The organism is Pseudomonas sp. BJa3, assembly GCF_026343815.1.
In the GTDB taxonomy this organism is placed as follows: Bacteria; Pseudomonadota; Gammaproteobacteria; order Pseudomonadales; family Pseudomonadaceae; genus Aquipseudomonas; species Aquipseudomonas soli.
This window is the reverse complement of record NZ_JAOXMC010000010.1, coordinates 208,656-230,397: the sequence shown is the minus strand read 5'-3', so window position 1 is coordinate 230,397 and position 21,742 is coordinate 208,656. Positions and strand designations below refer to the sequence as shown.

Genomic DNA, 21,742 nt, shown 5'->3' with positions numbered 1-21,742 from the left:
GCAAAGCTCTTGCTCGAACCTGTCGCCTGCATGATGAAGGTGTCGTTCTGGCTGCTGCCGATGACACTGTACATGCCGGTGAACGTATCACCCTCTGCATCACCACCCTGGCCGGTGCCGCCAGAACCATCTACCGTGATCTTCACCGCCTGCTCGGACAACGAATAGTCCATCGTGTCGTTCAAGCCGCCGTTGAACTTCTGTGCGCGAGCGTCGCTAATGAAGGTATCGGCGTAGTTCGAACCCTGGAACACCTCGATGCTTTCGAAGGTATCGCCGGCGGCGATGCCAGTGTGCACACCGGTCTTGAAGTTCAAGGTGATGCCGGCACCGGCATCGGTATACGACACAGTGTCGTTGCCCGCGCCCCCGATGAAGCGGTCGGCACCGGCGCCACCGTAAAGCGTGTCGTTGCCGTCACCACCATTGATGATGTCGTCGCCGCCCTTGCCAAAAATCTGATCGTCCCCACTGGTACCAACCAGATTATCGGGGCCTTCGGTTCCCTGAATTACAGCCATGTCTACTCATTCCTTGCACTGGTTGAACAATCCTTGCCTGAAAACGCCAACACACTTGTCGACGCTCATCCTTCCCTGAATGCCCGTTGCGCATGGTCGCCTACTGGCTTGAGCAGATAGGACAGCACGGTGCGACGACCCGTCTGGATCATCGACTCCACCGGCATGCCCGGCACCAGCGTGAGGCCGTCGAGCTTGCGCTGCTCGGCCTTGTCGATATGAATGCCGGCTCGATAGAAACCGAGACCGCTCTGCGGGTCGGTTACCAGGTCGGCGGAAAGGCGCACCACTCGCCCGAGCACTTCGGGGGTGGTTGCACGGTTGAACGCACTGAAACGCAGCAAGGCATCCTGGCCGAGTACGACCTGGTCGATGTCCTGCGGACTGATGCGCGCCTCCACCAGCAGCTCCTCATCCAATGGCACGATTTGCATCAAGGTTTCGGCCGGTGAAATCACCCCACCTACCGTATGCACCGCTAACTGCTGAACGCGACCAGCACTGGGCGCCAGCACCTCGATGCGCTTGAGCTGGTCGGCGGCGGCGACTTCGCGCTCGACCCATTCGCCCTGCTGGGCCATGAGGTCGCGCAACTCCTGAGAGACCTGCTCACGAAAACGCTGATCAACTTGCAGCAACTCCAACCGGGTCTCGGCGATGCGTGCCCGCGCCTCGGCGATGGCCGCGACCAACTGACCGCGTTCGCCCTGCAGACGAGCGATACCGCGGGCCAGTGCATTGACCCGATCAAGGGTCATCAGGCCCTTCTTCTGCAAGGTCCTGACGGCCTGGTACTCCTCGTCGATCAGGCGAATCTCCTCGCCCTTGGTACGCTGCTGCAGGTCGTGGCCGGCGATGGTCTGGGTCAGTTGCTCGATGCGCTCGCGCAACTGCTGTTTCTGCCCGTCGCGGGACTGGCGGCGGTCGGCGAACAATTGCCGCTCGCTGGCCAACACCGCCTGCACCTGGGCCTCGCTTGCACGCGCAAGCAGGCGTGGCGGGACATCCACCTGCGCCAGGCCATCACGTTCGGCCTCGAGCCGGGCCTGGCGCGCCAGGGCCTGGTCCAGGGCCTTGGCGACAATGGCGTGGCTAGCCTCCTGCAAGGTGGCATCCAGGCGCATCAGCACATCGCCGGCCTGCACCGACTGCCCTTCGCTGACCAGCAACTGCGCGACCACACCGCCAGTGGGGTGCTGGACCTTCTTCACACTGTCCTGCACCGCCACTGTCCCCGGCGCGATCACAGCGCTGGCCAACTCGGTGGCAGCCGACCACAGCAGCGCGCCACCCAGCAACACCACCACGACCCCGAGACCAACCCTCAAGTGCCAACGCAGCGATCGCACCAGCTGCTGCTCATCATCGATGCGCATCATGCCTGCCCCCCTCCCTTGGCCACTCGTGGATCGGCAATCGCCACCGGCCGTGCCAGTACCTTGTCACGCGGGCCGAACGCCGCCTGTGCGCCCTGCTCCAGCACCAACACCTGGTCCATCACCGCGAGTAGGCCGGAACGGTGGGCGATGGCCACCACCACTCCACCCCGCGCCTTCACACCTTCGATCGCCCGGGCCAGCGCACGCTCGCCTTCGGCATCGAGGTTGGCGTTGGGCTCATCGAGCACCACCAGGAACGGCTCGCCATACAAGGCCCGGGCCAAGCCGATGCGTTGCCGCTGTCCTGCCGACAGATTGACGCCACCCTCGCCGACTGGCGTGTCGTAGCCTTGCGGCAGTTGCAGGATCATTTCATGCACGCCGGCCTGACGCGCTGCCGCGATAACCGCTGCCGAATCGGCCTGCGGGTCCAGGCGCGCGATGTTCTGGCCCACGCTGGCCTCGAACAGGTCGACGCTCTGCGGCAGATAGCCGGTCAATGCCGAGCGCTGCGCATCCGGCCAAAGCTCCAGCGCCGCACCATCCAGGCAGACCTGGCCGCGGATCGCCTGCCAGGCGCCCACCAACGCCCGGGCCAGCGACGACTTGCCCGACGCACTGGGGCCGATCACCGCCAATGCGCTCCCGGCCGCCAGGCTGAAACCCACCCCCTGAACAACCAGACGTTGCACTCCCGGAGGCGCAATGCACAGGTCTGTCACCCGCAACTGGCTGCAGGCCTTGGGGAGCGAGGTCCTTTCAGGTTGCTCCGGAAAAATCTCCAGCACCGCCCGCAACTGCTGCCAAGCCAGCCGCGCGGACACTAGGCTGCGCCAAGTGCCGATGATCTGTTCGGCCGGGGCCAGGGTACGGGCAACGATGATCGAGGCTGCGACAATGGCGCCGCCGCTGAGATCCCCCTGGATCACCAGCCAGGCACCCACGCCCAGGGAGGCCGACTGCACCAACTGACGCAATGCCTTGGTGATGCCACCATAGAATCCGCCGACGTCGGCACTATGCCGTTGCAGGGTTGCATAGCGCCCCTGCAGGACTTGCCAGCGCGCTGCGGCACGATCGGTCATGCCCATCGCGGCAAGTACTTCGGCCCCGGCATGGGCTTGCTGCCCCAGGCGGTTGCGCTGACTGGCAAGTGCCGCGCCGTCGCGCATGGCCTGGCGGGTGCCACGGTCGGTGAGCCAGGTAAGCAGCACCATCAGCGCGATCATGCTTAGCGCCAACCAGCCCAGGGACGGATGGATATAGAAACTGACCGCAAGGTACACCGGCATCCAGGGCAGGTCGAAGAACGCCATGAGCCCGGGGCCAGAAATAAAGGCACGGATCTGCTCAAGCTCCTGGGCGGGTTTGAGGGGATCCTGGTCGAGCACGACTTTCAGCGGCGTGCCGGCGATGACCTTGAATACCTGCCCGCCAAGCGCGCCCTCTACCGCTGCGGCGATACGCGACATGACACGCGAGCGGATGATGTCAATCACGGCGAACACCAGGTACACCCCCGCCACCAGCAACCCTAGCGCCACCAAAGTGGGCAGGCTGCGGCTGGGAATGACCCGGTCATAGACTTCGAGCATGAACAGGGGACCGATCAACGCCAGGAGGTTGACCACGCCCGAAAACAGGGCCGCGCCGATCAGGCCTTTTTTCAAGGCCACGCCAAGCGCTGCCGGCAGCACTTTGGCACCAGTATCCTTACTGCTTTTCAAGAGTTCCGATCCTTGGAAAAAGACGCTTGCCAGACACTCGAACGAGTGAGGCGGCACGGATCATACCTGAAGAAAATCCGCCAATCGATGGCTTCAAGCCATCATTTTTTGCCTTAGGTCAAAGCGACCTGCAGGCAGCATTGTCAAAGGGCCCGGCAAAGCGTTTCCAGCCATCGCCGGGTGACAATTGCGAGCACACCAAGTGCCCATCGGCCTGGCTTTCCCAGCGCCACCAGGGAGCCATCGCGGCCTGTGCCTGGAGCAGACAGAACGCCGCAACAGCGGCAGCCAGCAGCTTTCTCATGGGGACTCTCCTTGAAAACGACGAACCCCTTCTTGCAAAGGGGTTCGTTGACAAGCGATCAGCCAGCGGCCATCAGGTCATCTGGATGATGGTCTGCATGATGGTGCTTTCGGTGGAGATGGTCTTGGCATTGGCCTGGTAGTAGCTCTGGGCCTTGATCAGCTCGACCAGTTCCTGGGTCAGGTTGACGTTGGAGGCTTCCAGCGAGTTGGACTCGATCTCGCCCAGCGTACCGGTTTTCGGCGCGTCGATACCTGGAATGCCCGAGGAGAAGGTTTCCTTCCAGCGGGTGCCGCCCGTCTGCTGCAGGCCCTGTTCGTTGGCGAAGTTGGCGATTGCCACCTGGCCGATGGCGCGGGACTGCTGATTACTGAAGCTGGCGAACATGACACCGGTGGAGTCGATCGACAGGTTCGACAGGATGCCGGTGGCATAGCCGTCCTGGGACTGCGACATACGAGCAGTTTCAGTGTTGTAGGAAGTGGTGCTCTTCATCGAAAGCTGCATGCCGTCAGCATTACCCTGGGATCCGTTGGGAGCCCAATTGCCCGCCGCATCCTTGGCGGCGGGAATCCAGTTTTTCAGGGTGAAGGTGTTGTTGACCACGCTCCAATCGCTCGCCGGCACGCCAGGTACTGGAGGCGTGCTCCCATCGTTCTTGGCCGCCATGGACTTCACCGAACCATCGGGGTTGAACGACATGGTGGCGGTCAACGGCTGGGTGCTGGACGGATTGAGCGGGTTGCGACCCTGGACCAGGGTGTACATGGTCCATTCGTTCTTACCTGTCTTGCGGTAGAACTGCTCCATGACGTGCTCGTTACCCTGGCTGTCATAGACCTTGGTAGGGAACGATTTGGTGTAGGTGCTCTGATCGGTCGGGTCGAACGGCTTGTTCGGGATCATGGTGCCGGAACCATCATCAATTTCCAGCGGAATGTCGGGGGCCGAGGAGTTCAGGTTGATGCCCTGCTCGATCAGCGTGGTGGCCTTTGGCGCCAGCGCCGAGGTATCGATCCGCAGGTCGGTCAGCACGCCCTTGACAATCTTGCCATTGGCATCGGTGCCATAACCCTGAAGGTTCAGGCCGTCTGAGGTCACCACGTAGCCGTCTTTGTTGGTCTGGAATGCACCAGCACGGGTGTAGGTCATCGAGCCGTTATCAGACAGCACGAAGTAACCCCGCCCCTGAATACCCATGTCCAGCACGTTGCCGGTGTTGTTGACATCACCCTGGCCGAACTGCTGGGAAACCGCAGCCAGGCGCACGCCGTTGCCGACCTGGTTCTTGCCCACGCCCAGGCGGTTGGAGCCTGCGTAAACGTCGGCGAACTCGGCACGCGACGACTTGAAGCCGACGGTGTTGACGTTGGCAATGTTGTTGCCGGTAACGTCCAGCTGCTTGTTGGCTGCGTAAAGACCGCTAAGGCCGATATTGAAAGACATGCATTCACTCCTTATGCCGATCTAGCGGCCTTAGATTCCAATCGATTGTACTTTCGAGACGCCGATCTTCTGGCCGCCTGCCAAGGTGAGCATCATCTCGCTACCACCCTGGAAGCTGACGCTGGTGATCTTCGCCGGCAGCAGGGTGTACATGGTCTGTGCCTTGCCATCGACCGTCGTGGTGGCGGTGAAGGTGTACTGGCCAGGGTCGACCTTCTCACCCTTCTCGTTGGTGCCGTCCCAGATGAAGTCGGCGGTGCCTTTGGCCTGTTCGCCCAGGCTGATGGTCTTGACCACCTTGCCGTCCTTGTCCTTGATCTCGACCTTGCCGTCGGTGATGTTCTGCGGCACGACAACTTGACCGGTGAAGCTGGCGGTGGTGTCGACCATCGCCTTGTCGGTGTCCAGGATCACCGAACGCCCCACCAGCGTGGTGGCCTGCAGCGCCTGACTCGACGCTATACCGCCAATGATATTGTTGACCGAGCTGTTCAGGGTCTGGATACCTTCCAGGCTGCTGAACTGCGCCAGCTGCGCAATGAACTCGCCGTTATCCTGCGGATCCAGCGGGTTCTGGTGCTGCATCTGGGTAACCAGCAGCTTGAGGAACGCATCCTTGCCCAGCGCGTTCTTGTCGACGGGCTCGGTGGTGGTTTTCTTGGTACCGGTGCTGACCCCGGACGCGTTGAGTACGTCGTTCAGGTTCACGCCATTGTTGGTGTTGGTCACTGCCATGGTCCGGATTCCTTATCACTGACCCAGGGTCAGTACCTTCTGCATCATGGTCTTGGCGGTGTTCATCAGTTCGGCGTTGGTCTGGAACGCGCGGCTGGCAGAGATCATGTCAGCCATCTCTTCAACCACGTTGACGTTCGGGTAGTAGACATAGCCATCCTTGTTCGCCGCCGGGTGGCTGGGCTCGTAGCGGGCTTCGAGATTGCTCTGATCCTCGATGATGCCCTTGACCTCGACACCCTGCCCGGCCTGGCCCTGGTCTTCGAACAGCGATTGGCCGGCGCCGGCCTGGGCCTGCTGGAAAGTGGTGGCGAATACCGGGTGGCGCGCACGATAGGTCTGGTCGATGCTCGACGACACGGTCTCGGCGTTGGCGATGTTCGACGCAACGGTGTTCAGGCGCGTGTTCTGCGCGCTCATGCCGCTACCGGCAATATTGAAGACACTGGCAAGGGACATGGTCACTCTCCACGCAGGGCCGATACCAGCCCTTTGAATTTACTGTTGAGCAGGGTGAAGCTGGCCTGGAAGCCAACGGCGTTTTCCGCGTAGTTCGATTGTTCCAGGTGCGCGTCCACGGTGTTCTGGTCGATCGACGGCTGCATCGGCGTGCGGTACTTGAGCGTATCGTCCATCATGGCCAGGCCTTCGGCCTCGATATGACGGCTGTCGGTACGCTCCAGGGCTATGCGTCCCTTCTGCTGCTTGTCGGACTCGGCAGCGAGTACGGACGAGAAGTCCATGTCACGCGCCTTGTAGTTGGGCGTGTCGGCGTTGGCGATGTTGTTGGCCAGTACTTCGGCACGCTGGGCGCGAAAGCCCAGTGCCTTTTCGTGAATGCCAAGCGCCTTGTCGAAGCTGATGCTCATGTCGGGGACCTTTGAAGGTGACCAGAGTTCGTTTGCTATGGCTTTAGCAAGCCCTGTGCCAACCATCTTGAACCCCATGAGTACGGGGGTTTTGCCTGTTTCATACCGCACCTTATGCCAGAAAAGCGGCAATGTGCTTCCGCCTTGAGCTACCCAGGCGGCAATCGGCAGGCGGCAAAAGCGGCAAACCAAAAAATTGACGTCAAACAAACATGTCAATTGGCCACCAATCAGGTAGCATCCGCGTCCCGCGCATCACCACACGCACGTACGGTTTTCGCCCGCATGGATGCGCGCTGCTTTCATTACGATTTCAAAGGAAAGAAACCGTGCCACCGCTGAACCTACGCAAGACCCTCCTGGCCCTTCTGATCGGCGCCAGCCCTGCTCCCGCAATGGCCCTGCCCCAGACCATCGCCCTCACCGATGCCGGCTACAAGGGCGATCACCAATCCTACGCCGACGACCTTGAGTTCAGCGGAAGCTTCACCGGTCTGGGACAGGATGCGATCGTTCTGGCGAACAGCCAGGTAATGGGCAACGTGACCCTCGGCAGCGCCATCAACGACAACACCACGATTGCCGTGGACATGGTCCATCGCAGCGACGGCATTCGCATTACCGACACCGACCTCAGCGGCTTCCTGACCAACCGCGGCAACGTGATCACCACCAGCCTGGACGGCGCCGCCTTGCGCCTGAGCGCCAGCACCGTCGACGACGACCTCACCAACGAAGGCCTGCTCAAGGCTGGCACCAGCTTCTCGTACAACAATGGCGGCCCCACCTACGGCATCGACCTGTCCAGTTCCGGCAGCTCTATCAGCCGCATCCACGGCAACCTGGTCAACGCCACAGGTGCCCGCATCATCGCCATCGGCCGCAACTCGCGCGCCATAAACCTGGCCGGCGCGAACCTGGAAGAGCGAGTGGTCAACCGTGGCGAGATCAGCGCGACAGGCCCCGGCGCCATCGCCATCCACGCCACGACGGACGCCAGCAACCGGCCGGCGGTGCTGGCCGGCATCGACAATCAGGGGCAGATCTTCGCCGGCGACCAAGGCGCGCAAGGCATCGTGCTGGATGGCGCGAGCCTCTTCGACAGCCTGGGGCGCCACATCGACAACAGTGGCAGGATCGTAGCGGCCGACACCGCCATCCGCATTGGCAACACCACCCTTGATGGCCCTGGCGTGCCGCCCTGGCAGAAAGCCAACGGCGACCTGAACATCTTCAACAGCGGCGAGATCTGGGGCAACGTGGCCATCGACGCGACCGGCAGCAATCGCCCTGTCGAGTTGATCATGCGCAAAGGCAGCATGATCCAAGGCGACCTCCTTGGCCTGGCCAACATCGAAGTCGAAGGTGACAGCACCTACGGGGTTGCCTATGGCGGGCGCGGCAGCAACAGCATCCGCCTGGCGAACAACGGCTGGCTCGACGTCGGCGACAGCAGCGAGCCGCCGACCACGTTCAGCCTGCAGAGCCTCCACGCCACCCTCGATGGCAACCTGCGGGTAGCCGACAACTCGGCGCTGGGCATGTGGCTGGCAGCCAGCACCGACCCATCCACCGCTGTACTCAAGGTCAGCGGTATCGCCGAATTCGGCCAGAACGCACGAATCCTGCTGGAACCCGAGGACACCGACTTCCAGGCTGGCGGCAGCCGCTACCTGTTGCTCGAGGCCGGCCAGGTGCAGGTACTCGATGCCAGCGGCCTTCAGGTCGACCCGGACGGCAAGCCCAAGGTGGCCAGCACCTCGGCCATGCTCGACGTACTGACCAGCACCCTCGACGACAACAAGGTCTACGCCGTCGTCAGCACCAAGCCCACCGAGGCACTCGACCAGATCGTCGCCGCCCAGGGCGGTAACGGCAACGCACAACAGGCATTGGGCAGCCTCTCCCAGGCAGGCCTGCTGGCACGCCTGGGCAATCAGGACCCGTTGTTCCTCGCCGCCGCCGGCGCCGACGAGGCGCAACTGGCCAGGCTCGCCGAACAGCTGGCACCCGAGGTCAGCGATGGCGCCCGACAGGCCGCCATCACCAGCCAACGCCTGATCGGCAACGCCATTGACGGCCGCACCCACAGCTTGCGCGCCCACACCGCCAACGCATCACCCCGCACGTCCGGGGTATGGATGCAGTCGCTGTACAGCGACGCCAGCCAGCAACAACGCGACGGCATTGCCGGCTATAACGCCTACAGCCGTGGTGTGGCGGTCGGTGCCGATGGACAGGTGAACGACCAGCTCACACTCGGCGCGGCCTACAGCTTCATCGATACCGACGTCAACGGCAGGCGCGGCAACAAGACCCAGGTGCAAAGCCATGCGTTTTCGCTGTATGGCAGCTACGCCCTGGACAACTACTTCGTCGATGCCAGCCTCACCTATGGCGTCAACGACAACGAAGGCAAGCGCGAGATCGCCGGCACCCGCGCCAAGTCGGACTACGACAGCAACCTGCTGGGGCTGAACCTGATCGGCGGCTACGGCTGGCAGGTCAACCCGCGCCTGCTGGTCGAACCCCGTCTCGCCGCGCGCTACAGCCGCGTCGATATCGACAGCTACCGCGAGAAAGGCTCGTCCGCAGCGCTCAAGGTCAAGGACCAGCGCTACGAGGCCATCGAGCTGGGCGCGGGTATTCGCCTGGCTGGCAACCTGCCGCTGGGCGCCGGCAGTCTGGAGCCGCAGTTGAAGCTGATGGCCTACCACGACTTTGCCGCCGACCCGGTGCAGAACACCTCCTCTTTCGTACTCGGCAGCACACCGTTCGTCACCCGTGGCGCCAGCGTGTCGCGCAACAGCTATGAGGCCGGCGTGGGTGCCGACTACAAGCTGGGCGCCGTGAGCGTCGGCGTGAGCTACGACTACGTGACCAAGTCGGGCTTCGATGCCGATGTGTTTTCGGCGCAGGTGCGCTACGCGTTCTGATCGCAGGCAACGCTTTTCACACCACCAACAAAAAGGCCGGTATCTCGCGATACCGGCCTTTTTGTCGGGCCTCATTTGGCCTGGTAGATGATCCCCGGGCTGCACTGGACCATCTGGTAGTGGTCCGGCAGCCCGTTGAGCGCCTCGGACGCCCCGAGGAACAGATACCCCCCGGGCTTGAGCGTGGCGTGAATACGCATGAGGATGTCCTTCTTGACCTGGGCCGAGAAGTAGATCAACACGTTGCGGCAGAACACGATGTCGAACTTGCCCAGCGGCGCATAGCTGTCGAGCAGGTTGTAGGAACGGAACTCGACGCGACTGCGGATCGGCGGCTTGATCGCCCAGCGCCCCGGCCCCTTGGTGTCGAAATAGCGCTGCAGGCGCTCCTGCGACAGGCCACGGGCAATGGCCAGGCTGTCGTACTCACCGGTCTTGCAGTTGTTGAGCATGGCACCGGACAGGTCGGTGGCGACGATCTGCGCGCCCATTTTCAACTGACCCAGGTTGGTCCGCTCGAACTCGTCGATGGCCATCGACAGCGAGTACGGCTCCTGCCCCGATGAACAGGCCGCCGACCAGATGCGCAGGCGCTGGCCCGGGTTGTTCTTGATGAACTCCGGAATCACCTTGTTCTTGAGCACCTCGAACGGGTAGGTATCGCGAAACCACAGCGTCTCGTTGGTGGTCATGGCATCGACCACCTGCTCGCGCAAGCCACCGCGTGGCTGGGTCTGGATGCGCTGCACCAGCTCGCCCAGCGACTTGATGCCCTGTTGCTCCATCAGCTTGTTGAGACGGCTGGAGACCAGGTATTGCTTATTCTCGCCCAGCAGGATGCCACAGGCTTTCTCCAGGAATACCCGGAACTGTTCGAAATCCAAATTACCCGTAGACAATGCTGCCGCCTCTTCTTAAATCGCTAGCGCCGGGGGCGAACCCCGGCCGTTTCAATGACTCGCCTTGATCCGATCGACCACGCGCTGGGCGAGGTCATCCGGCCTGAACTTGGCCAGGAAGTCATCGGCACCGACCTTCTTGACCATCGCCTGGTTGAATACCCCGGACAACGAAGTATGCAGGCAGATGTGCAGTTTTTGCATGCGCGGATCGCTGCGGATCTCCGCCGTGAGGGTATAGCCGTCCATTTCCGGCATTTCAATATCCGAGATCATCATGAGGAACTCCTCCTCCGGACGCTTGCCCTCATCCACCAGCTTGCGCAGGTAATCCAGGGCCTGGCGACCATCGTTGAGCGCCACCACCTCGACCCCCACGGTCTGCAGGCATCGACTCACCTGCTTGCGCGCCACCGACGAATCATCGACGGTCAATACCCGCAACATCACCGCCTTGTCCTGTACCTCGGCATCGATCACACCTTCCGACACCGACTCGGAAGATGGCGCCACCTCGGCCAGCACCTTCTCCACATCGATGATCTCGACCATGCGGTTGTCGACGCGCGTCACGGCAGTCAGGTAGTGATCGCGCCCGGTACCCTTGGGTGGCGGATGGATCTCTTCCCAGTTCATGTTGACGATGCGCTCGACCGAGTGCACCAGGAAGCCCTGGGTCTTGGTGTTGTACTCGGTGATGATGACGAAACTCTTGCGTGTTTCTTCCTTCAGCCCTGGCAGACCGGTCGCCATCGACAGGTCGAGGATCGGGATCGTCGCCCCGCGTATGTTGGCCACGCCGCGCACCACCGGATGGGATTTGGGCAGCAGCGTCAGGTCGGGGCACTGCAGCACTTCCCGGACCTTGAAAACATTGATGCCGTAGAGCTGGTCGCCATTGAGGCGAAACAACAGCAGCTCCAGGCGATTCTGCCCCACCAGCTGTGTACGCTGATTGACCGAATCCATCACTCCAGCCATGCCGGACTCCTTCAACGATTACCCTGTGCAGCAAGTCGGCACGGGCTTTGCTTTTTTGAGCGTCATGCATACGAAAACGACATTTTTCCGACGACTGACGCGCCTGCTGACCGGCCCCCTGGCTGTGCTGTGCCTGGTAGCACCCGGCGCGCGTACGCTGGCGGACTCTTTTACCTTGCCTGAACAGCTTATCGGTGTCACTCAAGGCTTTCTTGAATTCACCGTCGAAGATTATCTGGCCACCACCCAGACTCAGGGCCGCTACGAGATCGAAGTCAACAAACTAGACCCACGCCTGCGCATGCCGCTGTGCAGCCAACAGTTGGACGCCTCGCTGGAAGGCTCGACCCCGCTGGGCCGGGTAACAGTGAAGGTGCGTTGCGACGGTGCCGCTCCCTGGACCGTATTCGTGCCCGCCCAGGTGCGCCTGCTGCGCGATGTCGTGGTGATGACCCGGCCCCTGAAGCGCGAAAGCGTCATCGATGAAAGCGATGTGGCCCTGCGCGAGCGCGATGTAGGCACCCTGGGCCCCGGCTACCTGACCCTGCTGGAGCAGGCTGTGGGCATGAAACTGCTGCGTCCCACGGTACTTGACCAGGTTTTGACCCAACAGCACCTGGAACAGGCCGAAGTGGTGCGCAAAGGCGACCACGTAGTGATCATCGCCCGCAGTGGCAACCTGAGTGTGCGCATGCCGGGCGAAGCCCTCGACAAGGGTGGGATGCAATCGCAGATCCGCGTGCGCAACCTCAATTCCAAGCGGGTGATCAAGGCACGGGTAACCGGTGCCGGGCAAGTCGAGGTCGCCATGTAACCTGCCCTGCGTCAGGATTTCGACAGAAGGGTGGCGGTGTGCAACCTCGGCCCCTAAACTCTGTCAGATATCGGGATACGCAAGCCCGCTTCAGGCCGTATTGCATTCGTGCCTAAAGTTTTTTTCGGATTGGTCGAAAACAAGGCATGCGTCCTAATTCCCAGGGGTTTTGATCATGGTCATCGACTTCAGTCGTTTGAATAACTCTCCGTCCGTCACGGGCGGCGTTCGCGGCAACACCGCGTCCGGCAACGCCGCCAAAGCCGGCGAGGCCAACGAAGCGCCCAAGCACACCGGTGCCAGCGGAGAAACAGTACATCTGAGCCCAGAGGCCCAGCAATTGCAGAAGATCAGCGACAAGCTGCGCGATCAGCCCACCGTCAACAGTGCCCGCGTGGCCGAGTTGAAACAGGCCATCGCAGACGGCAGCTACAAGGTCGACGCCGACCGGGTCGCTAGCAAACTGCTTGATTTCGAAGCTCAGCGCTAACCACCAGGCGCGCTGACTTCAAGGACGCAACACGCCAAGAGTTAGCCATGCACGACATCACTCTGCTGCAACTGATCGAAGACGACTTAGCACCGACGCAGGAACTGCTCGACCTTCTGCAAAAGGAGGCAGTTGCCCTGCACGGTCGGGATATGGCCAAGCTGGAGCAGATCCTTGCCCGCAAGCAATCCCTGATCGTCCTGCTTGAGCAGCAGGGGCTGCGGCGCAACAACCTGCTTGTTGGGCTCGGCCTCAGCGCCGACCGTGCCGGCGTGAAAGCCGTCGCCGAGCTGTCGCCCAACGGCGAGATCATCATGCAGCAGCTCGATGTGCTGACCCAACTGATGGACAACTGCCAGCAGGTCAACGAGACCAACGGGCGGATCATCCAGGCGCAGCAACACGCCACGACCAATCAGATCAGAATCCTCATGGGCGGCGACTCCCCGTCGCTCTATGACAGCCGTGGCGCCACGTCGCCCATGGACAAGCCCCGGGCAATCAGCCAGGTTTGATTATTTGTTTCAAGGCACGGAACATACTGGCAAAATGCCGTAACTTGCGTGTGCCGTTTTGCCTGGAGATTGATAACCCGTGTTCAATGAATCCGATGCTCCCCAGCCCCCAAAGGTGCTGACCACCCCTTTGGAGATCGCGGCCAACTTGCGCCAGCTGCTGGATAGCCACGACCCGCTGATCATCAGCTTCCATGAGCGCAGCCAGCGGTTCCAGAGCTATGTAGTGCATGTCGACCGGGAAAGCGGTGTCCTGGCACTGGATGAAATGATCCCTCGCGACGGCGAGAAGTACATCGAGAGCGGCGAACCCTTCCGCATCGAAGGCTTCCACGACGGCGTGCGCATCGCCTGGGAAAGCAGCGTACCGCTGACCATCACCGAGATCGACGGCCACCGCTGCTACCGTGGCCCTCTGCCCGATGAAGTGACCTATCACCAGCGCCGCAATGCCTTCCGCGCCGCGCTGAAGCTGTCGCAACTGGTCGACGTGACCCTCGATGGCACCCACCTCAAGGGCAATGGCGCGCTGCGCGGCAAACTGCTGGATATCTCGGCCACTGGCTGCAAACTGCGCTTCGACGGCAACGTCGAGGATCGCCTGCAACTGGGCCAGGTCTACGAGCGCTTCAAGGCCGGCAACCCACTAGGGTTGACCGACACGCTGGTCGAACTGCGCCACCTGCACTTCGAAGAGCGCATCAACACCACCTTCGCCGGGGTACGCTTCCACAACCTCAACGGTCAGGCCCAGCGCAAGATCGAGAGCTTCGTCTACCAGCTGCAGCGTGAAGCGCGGCGGTTCGACAAGGACGACTATTGATCGTCGCCAGCCCATGAAAAACGCCACCCCTCGGGTGGCGTTTTCATTCGTGCGGAAGATAACCCAAGCCTCTGTAGAAGCGGCTTTAGCCGCGATACAGCCAACCCGGTGCCGACACCCGCTTCGCGGGTGATCGCGGCTGAAGCCGCTCCTACACAGTCCCTTCGACCTTAGGCGCCACCGTGCCCTTCTCATCCTCTTCGGTATCTTCCGCCGCCACCGGCGCCTGCATCACATCCTGCACCGTCTGTTCATCCACCCGTGGGTCGAGTGCCGCCGACAAGGGCGAGCCCGCCGCCGGCATAGCCACGTGCCCCAGTGGCGCATCCTGAACCTGATGCAGCCCGGTAACGGCCTTGGGCCGGATGCGCCACACCAGCACCAACGAGAAAAACACGAAAAAGGCGTAGAGCATCTGCGCGCCCAGCAGCTTCATCAGCACCCCGGCCGCCAACGGCCCGATACAGGCGCCCACACCATAGGTGACCAGCAGCATGGCGGTCAGCGAGACCCGCCGCTCGCTCTCCACGTGGTCATTGGAAAACGCCACCGCCAAGGGGTACAGGCAGAACTGCAACAGCGATATGACAAAGCCCATGGCGAACAGCAGCTCGAGCGGAACACCCGGCAGGATCGCCAGCGGCGCGGCGGCCAGTGCCAGGCCGATGGCCACGCTGCGGATCAGCACGGCGCGGTCATAGCGGTCGGAAAGCCAGCCCAGAGGCCACTGCACCAGCAGCCCGGCAAAGATGCAGCAGCCCATGAACAGGCCGATCTGCTCGGTGCTCAGCCCCTGGCTGGACGCATACAGCGGCGCCAGGCCATAGAAAGAGCCGACGATCAGGCCCGAACCGAGTACCGTGGACAGCGATTGCGGCACGCGCTTGATGAAGAACTTCGGCTCCATCGGCGCCGGGCGCAACGGTGCGGGGTGAATGCGCCGGGTCATGGCCACCGGCACCAGGCACAAGGCAAAGCACATCGCCACCAGCATCAGCAGCTCCGGCCCCAGTTGCGGGTGCACTACGAGGATCAGCTGGCCGAGTACCAGCCCCAGGTAAGAGGCGATCATGTAGCCGCTGAACACCGCGCCGCGGTGCTTGGCGTCGGCCTGTTCATTGAGCCAGCTCTCGATGACCATGTACTGGCACATCATCCCCAGGCCGACGATCATGCGCAGTCCGACCCAGGCCGGCAGCCAGTTGGTCAGCCCATGCCCGAGCACCGCGGCGCCGACGATGCCGGCACAAGTGGCATAGGCACGAATATGCCCGACCCGGCCGATCAATCGGTGCCCTACCTTGCCCCCCACCGCCAGGCCGAAGTAGTTGGCCGCCATCAGCGCACCGATCCACAGGCTATCGACATGATCGGCGGCCAGGCGCAAGGCCAGGTAGGTACTCAGCAGGCCCGAGCCGATCAGCATCATCAAGGCAGCGAAGTAAAGCGACTGAAACGGCTTCCAGATATTTCGCATACGTCCCGTCAAGCTCCTTGACCAGGTGGCGTTGGGTTGCAGGCAAGCATAAAAGCAAATCCATCTTGGCACAGGCCCCCAAGCATCAAAAAGAGCCGTGGGGGCGCATCCAGTAGCGGTCGTGTCGCGCTCAGGCCTGCGCGGCCAGCACACGACGCTCCCAGGGGGTGATTTCATCGAAGAAATCGCTCAGCTCCAAGGTCTTGGTGGCGATGTAGCCTTCGATGAACTCCCTGCCGAACAGTTCCCGCGCCAGGCCGCTGCGCTTGAGCCGCTCAAGCGCGGCATGCAGGGTGCAAGGCAGGCTCAGGTGCTCCGGCACCTCGAACTCGCCCTGGATGGCCGGCGTCGGCGCAATCTGCCGTTCGATACCGTACAGTCCGGCGGCGAGGCTTGCGGCAATGGCCAGGTAAGGGTTGGCATCGGCGCCCGGAAGGCGATTTTCCACCCGCCGCGCCACAGGCGCGCTGGCCGGGATGCGCAGGCCCGCGGCACGGTTGTCCTCGGACCAGCAAGCGTTGTTCGGTGACGCATAGGGGTGGCACAGGCGCTGGTAGGAATTGACGTTCGGCGCGAACAGCGCGGTGAAATCGGCCAGGCAGGCCTGCAGGCCACCGATGAAATGGTGGAAGGTGTCGGTCGCCCTACCCTGCTCGTCGCTGAACACGTTGCGCCCACTGCCGACCTCCACCAGGCTCTGGTGAATGTGCATCGAACTGCCGGGCGTGTGCGCCAGTGGCTTGGCCATGCACACTACGGTCAGACCATACTTGAGCGCGACCTCCTTGAGCAGGTGCTTGAACAGGAAGGTCTGGTCGGCCAGCAGCAAAGGATCGCCGTGCAGCAGGTTGATCTCGAACTGGCTGACGCCCATCTCGTGCATGAAGGTGTCGCGTGGCAGGCCCAGCGCCGCCATGCAGCGGTACACCTCGTTGAAGAACGGGCGCAGACCGTTGTTGGAGCTGACGCTGAAGGCCGAGTGGCCCATCTCCCGGCGTCCGTCCTTGCCTAGCGGCGGCTGGAATGGCTGGCTCGGGTCGCTGTTGGCGGCAAAGACGAAGAACTCCAGCTCGGTCGCCACCACCGGTGCCAGCCCGCGCTCGGCGTACCTGGCGATCACCGCCTTGAGCTGGCCACGGCTGGACAACCCTGAAGGAGTGCCATCGAGTTCCACCGCATCGCAGATCGCCAATGCCCGAGGTTCGTCGCTCCAGGGCAGGCGGTGGATCTGCGAGGGTTCGGCCACCAGCGCGAGGTCGCCATCGTCGCTGCCATAGTATTTTGCCGCCGGGTAACCGCCCATGATGCACTGCAGCAGCACGCCACGAGCCATCTGCAGGCGGCGCCCCTCGAGGAAGCCCTCGGCGGTCATCACCTTGCCGCGGGGCACGCCGTTGAGGTCGGGGGTGACGCACTCGATTTCATCGATGCCCTCCAGGAGCACTGCCTGGTTGCGCGGGCCTTCGGTCGTCATGACGCTGTCCTTCTTGTTGTGTTCGCATGCCGGGAATGGCGACGCACACAACATAGGCCGGGGGTGTTTAAAATATCAAGCACCCCAGGCACCGCGCCCGGATCATTGCTCGCGCAACGTCATGCCATTGGCCGGCAGCGGCAACGCGGTCTTGTAGCGCACCTGCTTCAAGGCAAAGCTGGAGCGAATGTTCGCCACCCCGGGCAAGCGGGTCAGGTAATCGAGAAAGCGCTCCAGTGCCTGGATGCTTGGCAGCAGCACCCGCAGCAGGTAGTCCGGATCCCCGGTCATCAGGTAACACTCCATCACCTCCGGGCGCTCGGCAATTTCTTCCTCGAAGCGATGCAGCGACTGCTCCACCTGCTTTTCCAGGCTAACGTGGATGAACACATTCACATCCAGACCCAGCGCCTCGGGCGACAGTAGCGTGACCTGCTGGCGGATCACCCCCAGCTCCTCCATGGCCTTGACCCGATTGAAGCACGGCGTGGGCGACAGGTTGACCGAGCGCGCCAGCTCCGCGTTGGTGATGCGGGCGTTTTCCTGCAGGCTGTTGAGGATGCCGATATCCGTTCGATCCAGTTTACGCATGAGAGAAATTGACCTGGTTTTTGTGTTTGTACGGAATGTTTATCTGCGCCACAGGAGAAAGGCAACGAACTTGAGAGAAAAATTCTCCTGTCGTCCCCCTATGATGTAAAAAGACGCTGACCTGCCAGTCACGAGCCGGCAGTCAGCGGCGGCCGCTTCAAAGCTCACAAAAACAACATTCGAGCGAGCGTAAAAAGCATGAACGAGTACGCCCCCCTGCGTCTGCATGTGCCCGAGCCTACAGGCCGGCCAGGCTGCCAGACCGATTTCTCCTACCTGCGCCTGAACGACGCCGGTCAAGTCCGTAAACCCCCTATCGATGTGGAAGCCGCCGACACCGCGGACCTTTCCTACAGCCTCGTGCGCGTGCTCAACGAGCATGGCGACGCCGTTGGCCCGTGGGCCGAGGGCATCGAGCCGCAGGTGCTGCGCCAGGGCATGCACGCCATGCTCAAGACGCGCATCTTCGACAGCCGCATGGTGGTTGCCCAGCGTCAGAAGAAGATGTCCTTCTACATGCAGAGCCTGGGCGAGGAAGCCATCGGCAGCGGCCAGGCCCTGGCCCTGAACCGCACCGACATGTGCTTCCCCACCTATCGCCAACAGAGCATCCTGATGGCCCGCGACGTGTCGCTGGTCGACATGATCTGCCAGCTGCTGTCCAACACCCGTGACCCGCTCAAGGGCCGCCAGCTGCCGATCATGTATTCGGTGCGCGAGGCCGGCTTCTTCACCATCAGCGGCAACCTGGCCACCCAGTTCGTCCAGGCGGTCGGCTGGGCCATGGCCTCGGCGATCAAGGGCGATACCAAGATCGCCTCGGCATGGATCGGCGACGGCGCCACTGCCGAGTCCGACTTCCACACCGCGCTGACCTTCGCCCACGTCTACCGCGCCCCGGTGATCCTCAACGTGGTCAACAACCAGTGGGCGATCTCGACCTTCCAGGCCATCGCTGGTGGCGAGTCGACCACCTTCGCCGGCCGTGGCGTGGGTTGCGGCATCGCTTCGCTGCGTGTCGACGGCAACGACTTCATCGCGGTCTACGCCGCTTCGCGCTGGGCCGCCGAACGCGCTCGCCGCGGCCTGGGCCCGACGCTGATCGAATGGGTCACCTACCGTGCCGGCCCGCACTCGACTTCGGACGATCCGTCCAAGTACCGCCCGGCCGACGACTGGAGCCACTTCCCACTAGGCGACCCGATCGCCCGCCTCAAGCAGCACCTGATCAAGCTTGGCCACTGGTCCGAGGAAGAGCACCAGGCGGTCACCGCCGAGCTCGAGGCCGAGGTGATCAAGGCGCAGAAGGACGCCGAACAGTTCGGCACTCTGAGCAACGGCCATATCCCCAGCGCCGCGTCGATGTTCGAGGACGTGTACAAGGAAATGCCCGACCACTTGCGCCGTCAGCGCCAGGAACTGGGGGTCTGAGATGAACGATCACAACAACAGCATCCATCTGGAAAACGCCATGTCCACCACCACCATGACCATGATCCAGGCCCTGCGCTCGGCCATGGATGTCATGCTCGAGCGCGATGACAACGTGGTGGTCTATGGCCAGGACGTTGGCTACTTCGGCGGCGTGTTCCGCTGCACCGAAGGCCTGCAGACCAAGTACGGCAAGTCCCGCGTGTTCGACGCGCCGATCTCCGAAAGCGGCATCGTCGGCACCGCCGTGGGCATGGGCGCCTATGGCCTGCGCCCGGTGGTCGAGATCCAGTTCGCCGACTACTTCTACCCCGCCTCCGACCAGATCGTCTCGGAAATGGCCCGCCTGCGCTATCGCTCGGCCGGTGAGTTCATCTCCCCGCTGACCCTGCGCATGCCTTGCGGTGGCGGCATCTACGGCGGCCAGACCCATAGCCAGAGCCCCGAGGCGATGTTCACCCAGGTCTGCGGCCTGCGCACCGTCATGCCATCGAACCCCTACGACGCCAAGGGCCTGCTGATCGCCTCGATCGAATGCGACGATCCGGTGATCTTCCTTGAGCCCAAGCGCCTGTACAACGGCCCGTTCGACGGCCACCACGACCGTCCGGTGACGCCGTGGTCCAAGCACCCGCACAGCGCCGTGCCGGATGGCTACTACAGCGTGCCGCTGGACAAGGCGGTGATCACCCGCCCGGGCAACGACGTCACCGTGCTGACCTACGGCACCACCGTATACGTGTCGCAAGTGGCGGCCGAAGAGAGCGGCGTCGACGCCGAGGTCATCGACCTGCGCAGCCTGTGGCCGCTGGACCTGGAGACCATCGTCGAGTCGGTGAAGAAGACCGGCCGCTGCGTGGTCGTGCACGAAGCCACCCGCACCTGCGGCTTCGGCGCGGAACTGGTATCGCTGGTCCAGGAGCACTGCTTCCATCACCTCGAAGCGCCGATCGAGCGCGTCACCGGCTGGGATACCCCCTACCCCCACGCACAGGAATGGGCCTACTTCCCCGGCCCTTCGCGGGTAGGCGCGGCACTGAAACGGGTCATGGAGGTCTGAATGGGCACGCACGTCATCAAGATGCCGGACATTGGCGAAGGCATCGCGCAGGTCGAGTTGGTGGAATGGTTCGTCAAGGTCGGCGATGTGATCGCCGAAGATCAAGTGGTGGCCGATGTCATGACCGACAAGGCCACCGTGGAAATCCCTTCGCCGGTCAGCGGCAAGGTGCTGGCCCTGGGCGGCCAGCCTGGTGAGGTGATGGCGGTCGGCAGCGAGCTGATCCGCATCGAAGTCGAAGGCAGCGGCAATCATGTCGACACGCCCCAGGCCAAGCCGGCCGAGCCGGCACCTGCAGCGGCGCAGGCTGCAGCACGCCCCGAGCCACGCGTCGAGCCCCAGCCGCAGGTTGCCGCGACCCACGCAGCCGCGCCCATCGTGCCGCGCGAGGCCCATGACAAGCCACTGGCCTCCCCGGCGGTACGCAAGCGCGCCCTGGATGCCGGTATCGAGCTGCGCTACGTACACGGTAGCGGCCCGGCCGGACGCATCCTGCACGAAGACCTCGACGCCTTCATCAGCAAGCCGCAGAGCAGTGCCGGGCAGGCACCCGGAGGCTACGGCAAACGCACCGACAGCGAGCAGGTGCCGGTGATCGGCCTGCGCCGCAAGATCGCCCAGCGCATGCAGGACGCCAAGCGTCGTGTCGCCCACTTCAGCTACGTCGAAGAAATCGACGTCACTGCCCTCGAGGCCCTGCGCCAGCAGCTCAACGCCAAGCATGGCGACAGCCGCGGCAAGCTGACCCTGCTGCCGTTCCTGGTGCGCGCCATGGTCGTCGCCCTGCGCGACTTCCCGCAGATCAACGCCACCTACGACGACGAAGCCCAGGTCATCACCCGCCACGGCGCGGTGCACGTCGGCATCGCCACCCAGGGTGATAACGGCCTGATGGTGCCCGTGCTGCGCCATGCCGAAGCCGGCAGCCTGTGGAGCAACGCCAGCGAGATCGCCCGTGTCGCTCACGCGGCGCGCAACAACAAGGCCAGCCGTGAAGAGCTGTCCGGTTCGACCATCACCCTGACCAGCCTCGGCGCCCTCGGCGGCATCGTCAGCACCCCGGTGGTCAACACCCCGGAAGTGGCGATCGTCGGCGTCAACCGCATGGTCGAACGACCGGTCGTGATCGACGGCCAGATCGTCGTGCGCAAGATGATGAACCTGTCCAGCTCGTTCGACCACCGCGTGGTCGATGGCATGGATGCCGCACTGTTCATCCAGGCCGTGCGCGGCCTGCTGGAACAGCCTGCCTGCCTGTTCGTGGAGTGAT

The 21,742-nt window shown here is 62.9% G+C and carries 20 protein-coding genes and 1 pseudogene; 8 read left to right on the top strand and 13 right to left on the bottom strand.

Translation table 11 applies throughout. The annotated features are described in order from the left end of the window. From OH705_RS15130 to flgB, 8 genes and pseudogenes are all read right to left on the bottom strand, one after another. A pseudogene (locus OH705_RS15130) lies at positions 1-521 on the bottom strand (hypothetical protein); the annotation flags it as partial. 65 nt (positions 522-586) lie between these two features. After that, the gene (locus OH705_RS15125; RefSeq protein WP_046857709.1) at positions 587-1,897 is read right to left on the bottom strand and encodes an HlyD family type I secretion periplasmic adaptor subunit; all 1,311 of its coding nucleotides are present in this window, start codon (positions 1,895-1,897) and stop codon (positions 587-589) included. Continuing rightward, complete coding sequence (locus OH705_RS15120) at positions 1,897-3,627, bottom strand: type I secretion system permease/ATPase (RefSeq protein ID WP_094011883.1); 1,731 nt, start codon at positions 3,625-3,627, stop codon at positions 1,897-1,899. The genes OH705_RS15125 and OH705_RS15120 overlap by 1 nt, the downstream gene beginning before the upstream one ends. A 118-nt stretch (positions 3,628-3,745) precedes the next feature. Beyond that, complete coding sequence (locus OH705_RS15115) at positions 3,746-3,931, bottom strand: hypothetical protein (RefSeq protein ID WP_094011882.1); 186 nt, start codon at positions 3,929-3,931, stop codon at positions 3,746-3,748. A 72-nt stretch (positions 3,932-4,003) separates the two neighbouring features. Beyond that, a complete protein-coding gene (gene flgE / locus OH705_RS15110) occupies positions 4,004-5,377 on the bottom strand; it encodes a flagellar hook protein FlgE (protein ID WP_094011881.1) in 1,374 nt (457 codons plus the stop codon). A 30-nt stretch (positions 5,378-5,407) separates the two neighbouring features. Then, positions 5,408-6,112 carry a flagellar hook assembly protein FlgD gene (locus OH705_RS15105; protein ID WP_094011880.1) on the bottom strand — a complete coding sequence of 235 codons (705 nt, stop codon included), beginning with the start codon at positions 6,110-6,112 and terminating at the stop codon, positions 5,408-5,410. Positions 6,113-6,127: 15 nt separating this feature from the next. Beyond that, positions 6,128-6,571, bottom strand: coding sequence for a flagellar basal body rod protein FlgC (gene flgC, locus OH705_RS15100; protein ID WP_046854643.1), 444 nt, complete (start codon positions 6,569-6,571; stop codon positions 6,128-6,130). Positions 6,572-6,573: 2 nt separating this feature from the next. After that, positions 6,574-6,981 carry a flagellar basal body rod protein FlgB gene (gene flgB, locus OH705_RS15095; protein ID WP_046854642.1) on the bottom strand — a complete coding sequence of 136 codons (408 nt, stop codon included), beginning with the start codon at positions 6,979-6,981 and terminating at the stop codon, positions 6,574-6,576. A 329-nt stretch (positions 6,982-7,310) separates the two neighbouring features. Here flgB and OH705_RS15090 point away from each other — a divergent pair, with 329 nt between their 5' ends. Further along, positions 7,311-9,917 carry an autotransporter domain-containing protein gene (locus tag OH705_RS15090; protein ID WP_267302441.1) on the top strand — a complete coding sequence of 869 codons (2,607 nt, stop codon included), beginning with the start codon at positions 7,311-7,313 and terminating at the stop codon, positions 9,915-9,917. Between the two features lie 71 nt (positions 9,918-9,988). On the opposite strand, the gene cheR is transcribed toward OH705_RS15090, so the two are convergent. Beyond that, positions 9,989-10,816 carry a protein-glutamate O-methyltransferase CheR gene (cheR, locus tag OH705_RS15085; RefSeq protein WP_046854641.1) on the bottom strand — a complete coding sequence of 276 codons (828 nt, stop codon included), beginning with the start codon at positions 10,814-10,816 and terminating at the stop codon, positions 9,989-9,991. Between the two features lie 51 nt (positions 10,817-10,867). Then, positions 10,868-11,797 carry a chemotaxis protein CheV gene (locus tag OH705_RS15080; RefSeq protein WP_046854640.1) on the bottom strand — a complete coding sequence of 310 codons (930 nt, stop codon included), beginning with the start codon at positions 11,795-11,797 and terminating at the stop codon, positions 10,868-10,870. A 64-nt stretch (positions 11,798-11,861) separates the two neighbouring features. Between OH705_RS15080 and flgA the strand changes: the two genes are divergently transcribed. The 4 genes from flgA (at position 11,862) to OH705_RS15060 (ending at position 14,439) form a co-directional block, all read left to right on the top strand. After that, complete coding sequence (gene flgA, locus OH705_RS15075) at positions 11,862-12,611, top strand: flagellar basal body P-ring formation chaperone FlgA (RefSeq protein WP_094011887.1); 750 nt, start codon at positions 11,862-11,864, stop codon at positions 12,609-12,611. A 175-nt stretch (positions 12,612-12,786) separates the two neighbouring features. After that, the gene (gene flgM / locus OH705_RS15070; RefSeq protein ID WP_046854639.1) at positions 12,787-13,101 is read left to right on the top strand and encodes a flagellar biosynthesis anti-sigma factor FlgM; all 315 of its coding nucleotides are present in this window, start codon (positions 12,787-12,789) and stop codon (positions 13,099-13,101) included. A gap of 47 nt (positions 13,102-13,148) precedes the next feature. Next, positions 13,149-13,616, top strand: a complete 468-nt coding sequence (locus OH705_RS15065; RefSeq protein WP_094011878.1) for a flagella synthesis protein FlgN — start codon at positions 13,149-13,151, stop codon at positions 13,614-13,616. A gap of 79 nt (positions 13,617-13,695) precedes the next feature. Then, positions 13,696-14,439, top strand: coding sequence for a flagellar brake protein (locus OH705_RS15060; protein ID WP_046854637.1), 744 nt, complete (start codon positions 13,696-13,698; stop codon positions 14,437-14,439). Positions 14,440-14,590: 151 nt separating this feature from the next. On the opposite strand, the gene OH705_RS15055 is transcribed toward OH705_RS15060, so the two are convergent. The 3 genes from OH705_RS15055 to bkdR form a co-directional block, all read right to left on the bottom strand. Then, positions 14,591-15,916 carry an MFS transporter gene (locus OH705_RS15055; RefSeq protein WP_094011877.1) on the bottom strand — a complete coding sequence of 442 codons (1,326 nt, stop codon included), beginning with the start codon at positions 15,914-15,916 and terminating at the stop codon, positions 14,591-14,593. 130 nt (positions 15,917-16,046) lie between these two features. Next, positions 16,047-17,288: a glutamine synthetase family protein gene (locus tag OH705_RS15050; RefSeq protein WP_267302444.1), complete on the bottom strand. Its 1,242-nt coding sequence runs from the start codon at positions 17,286-17,288 to the stop codon at positions 16,047-16,049. A 204-nt stretch (positions 17,289-17,492) separates the two neighbouring features. Then, on the bottom strand, positions 17,493-17,981 hold the full coding sequence (gene bkdR, locus OH705_RS15045; RefSeq protein ID WP_028691050.1) for a Bkd operon transcriptional regulator BkdR: 489 nt from the start codon (positions 17,979-17,981) through the stop codon (positions 17,493-17,495). Positions 17,982-18,179: 198 nt separating this feature from the next. Between bkdR and OH705_RS15040 the strand changes: the two genes are divergently transcribed. From OH705_RS15040 to OH705_RS15030, 3 genes are read left to right on the top strand one after another with little or no spacing between them, the layout of a single operon-like run. Next, entirely contained in the window at positions 18,180-19,412 is a 1,233-nt protein-coding gene (locus OH705_RS15040) for a 3-methyl-2-oxobutanoate dehydrogenase (2-methylpropanoyl-transferring) subunit alpha (RefSeq protein WP_094011875.1), read from the top strand. Between the two features lies 1 nt (position 19,413). Beyond that, positions 19,414-20,472, top strand: coding sequence for an alpha-ketoacid dehydrogenase subunit beta (locus OH705_RS15035; protein ID WP_038706568.1), 1,059 nt, complete (start codon positions 19,414-19,416; stop codon positions 20,470-20,472). Then, positions 20,473-21,741, top strand: a complete 1,269-nt coding sequence (locus OH705_RS15030; protein ID WP_038706569.1) for a dihydrolipoamide acetyltransferase family protein — start codon at positions 20,473-20,475, stop codon at positions 21,739-21,741. Position 21,742 lies beyond the last annotated feature (1 nt).